This is a genomic window from Kitasatospora sp. NPDC004799 (assembly GCF_040609095.1).
Taxonomy (GTDB): Bacteria; Actinomycetota; Actinomycetes; order Streptomycetales; family Streptomycetaceae; genus Kitasatospora.
Window position 1 is genome coordinate 1 of record NZ_JBEXJK010000694.1, and the last position, 2,317, is coordinate 2,317.

Below are 2,317 nucleotides of genomic sequence, written 5' to 3' on the forward strand. Positions count from 1 at the left end.
CCGGCCGCCCCCCCGCCGCCCCCCCCCCCCCCACCGCGACCGGGGGAGCGGTCAGAGGAGCCCGAAGTCGAACTCCCCGCCGGCGACGGCGGAGATGAAGGCCTCGTGGGCCGCGCGGTCGAACGCCAGGGCGGGGCCGGAAGAGTCCTTGCTGTCCCGGACTGCGACGGCCCCGGGGAGGAGTGCGTATTCGACACAGTTCTCGTTGCCGCCGCTGTAGCTCGACTTCCGGAAGACGAAGCCGGTCGCGGCAGCATTGGAGTAGTGGGTCACTTGATCCGTTCTCTCTGTGCGGTGATGAACTCGATGGAGGAGTCGACCGAAAGGGCTTCAGCCGTGATCTCCTGGAACTTCGCCCGGTAGAGCTCGACATCGCTCGGGTCCTCCACCCAGAACCCGGCGAGCAGCCCTTCGACGAACACGACGTCGAGGTCCTTCCGCTGCGGGAATCCGAGCAGGGCGAACGCGCCGGCCATGCCCGGGTGGATCGCCGCACCCGCAGGCATCACCTGGATGTTGACGTTCGCCAGCCGGCTCAGTGTGAGCAGCTTGTCGAGCTGTGGGCCCATGATGTCGGGGCGGTTCGCGATGACTCGGAGCGCGGCTTCGTGGATGACCGCCCAGACCTCGACGGGATTCGGGCGGGTCAGGATGGACTGCCGCGCCATGCGGACCTGCACGAGATCGTCAACCGTTCCACCGTTGGTGGTCCGGAGCCGGTCGATGACCAGCCGGGCGTATTCGGCGGTCTGGAAGAGACCCGGGATGAAGGCGGGTTCGTAGGTCTTGAAGGTCGAAGCCTCGGTTTCGAGCATGATCAGGTCGGTCGCGGACACGTTGATCACATCGCGGTAACTCAGCCACCACCCGCGCTTGCTGCCGTCCTTCGTGATGGCGATCAAGCCGGCGCGGAACTCTTCGTCGTCGCAACCGTAGTGGTCGAGAAGCTTGTTGACGTCCTCGATCTTGGCCGCCGTGCGGGCGTTCTCGATCCGGTTCAGCTTGGCCAGGCTCATGCCCGTGGCGTCGGCTGCCGCGTCCGCAGCGATCATCGCTTGCTCGCGGAGCCTGCGCAGCTCTTCGCCCAGCCGACGACGGCGAACGGTTGATACCGCCATGCGATGCCCCTCCTGACCCATCGGTGGACCAGTCTGCCCTTGCAGGTTGCATAGGCGCTACCGACAACTGGCGGAGAGCGGCACCGAATTCGGGTTCGATATGAGATTTTGCAGATTAGTCGAGCCAGCTTGCATGTGTGATGGCTCTCACGTCATGCTGAGTGTAGCTAGCCGCATGCACTGCGTGATCAGGTCTGGGATGCGGCTGTACTTTTCCGTCATGCCATCGCTTCGATCGAGCGTTTGGTCGATCGATGGCCATCTCTGAAGCCCTTTCGGAGGTTTCATCGTGTTCCCCCACGAATCTCCCCCTGACTGGTCGGCCGCGCGCGAGGAGTTGCGCGAGGCCACGGCGCGCGCCGGGTGGAAGCCCGACCTGGTCGCCGATGCCGAGCTCGCGCTGCTCGAACTCTTCGTCAACGCCTGGCGCCACGGCGGCAGTGCGGCGCCGATCGTCGTCATCGCGCTGATCGATCACGTGCTCCGGGTCTCCGTCAGCGACAGCAGCCCCATCGTCCCGATCCAGCGCGACGGCTCCGACCTCCTCGCCGTCTCCGGCCGGGGCCTGCGCCTCGTCCGCTCCCTCACCGACCGCTTCGGCACGGAGCCCCGGGAGTCCGGGAAGTCCTGCTGGTTCGAGCTGGACGCCGCCGCGTGACCGCCGACCACCGCCGCCCGACCGGGCCGGCCGACCCGGTCATGCGGACCTACACCGAGCCGGAGGTCGCCTCCCTGCTCGACGAACTCCGCACTCGTGGGCGGAGGTTCGGCCTGCTCTGGCCCTCCCTGGCCACCGACCAGGTGGTCGACGGCCGGGTCCTGGTCCGCTTCGGCGCCGCGCCGGCCAGCACCGTCCTCAACCTCCTCGCGATCCTCCGGCACTACGAGAAGGCCGAGGTCGCTGCCCCGTGCGACTCCTGATCGGCCTCGCCCTTCCCCTCCTGTTCCTCCTCGCCATCGCCGTCGTCGGCCTCGGCGCGGTCGCCGTCCTGCGGATGCCCCACCAGCAGGACCCCCTCCCGGCCCCCGGCCGTGACCACCACCCCGTGGCCTGACGCCCCACCCCACCCGCGCCGCCCGGCCGACCCCGCCGGGCGGCGGCCCCCGCGGCCCAAAATACGGCCCGGCGCCAGGGCCGGCCCCCCCCCGGGGGGGGGGGCGGGTTTTTGGTGTCGGCCCCCGCGTGCACGGCCCCCTGG

The 2,317-nt window shown here is 69.0% G+C and carries 5 protein-coding genes; 3 read left to right on the forward strand and 2 right to left on the reverse strand.

Annotated elements, in window-relative coordinates; all coding sequences use genetic code 11:
* Positions 1 to 51: 51 nt before the first annotated feature.
* The gene (locus ABZW03_RS39970) at positions 52 to 273 is read right to left on the reverse strand and encodes a DUF397 domain-containing protein (RefSeq protein ID WP_355269673.1); all 222 of its coding nucleotides are present in this window, start codon (positions 271 to 273) and stop codon (positions 52 to 54) included.
* Positions 270 to 1,118 carry a helix-turn-helix transcriptional regulator gene (locus ABZW03_RS39975; protein WP_355269675.1) on the reverse strand — a complete coding sequence of 283 codons (849 nt, stop codon included), beginning with the start codon at positions 1,116 to 1,118 and terminating at the stop codon, positions 270 to 272. The genes ABZW03_RS39970 and ABZW03_RS39975 overlap by 4 nt, the downstream gene beginning before the upstream one ends.
* Positions 1,119 to 1,407: 289 nt before the next feature.
* On the opposite strand from ABZW03_RS39975, the gene ABZW03_RS39980 reads away from it, so the two are divergent.
* Genes ABZW03_RS39980 through ABZW03_RS39990 form a run of 3 tightly spaced genes read left to right on the forward strand, consistent with a single transcriptional unit; the run spans position 1,408 to position 2,173 of the window.
* Positions 1,408 to 1,776, forward strand: coding sequence for an ATP-binding protein (locus tag ABZW03_RS39980; RefSeq protein WP_355269677.1), 369 nt, complete (start codon positions 1,408 to 1,410; stop codon positions 1,774 to 1,776).
* The gene (locus ABZW03_RS39985; RefSeq protein ID WP_355269679.1) at positions 1,773 to 2,039 is read left to right on the forward strand and encodes a hypothetical protein; all 267 of its coding nucleotides are present in this window, start codon (positions 1,773 to 1,775) and stop codon (positions 2,037 to 2,039) included. The genes ABZW03_RS39980 and ABZW03_RS39985 overlap by 4 nt, the downstream gene beginning before the upstream one ends.
* The gene (locus tag ABZW03_RS39990) at positions 2,027 to 2,173 is read left to right on the forward strand and encodes a hypothetical protein (RefSeq protein ID WP_355269681.1); all 147 of its coding nucleotides are present in this window, start codon (positions 2,027 to 2,029) and stop codon (positions 2,171 to 2,173) included. Before ABZW03_RS39985 ends, ABZW03_RS39990 begins: the two co-directional genes overlap by 13 nt.
* The last annotated feature ends 144 nt before the right edge of the window (positions 2,174 to 2,317 follow it).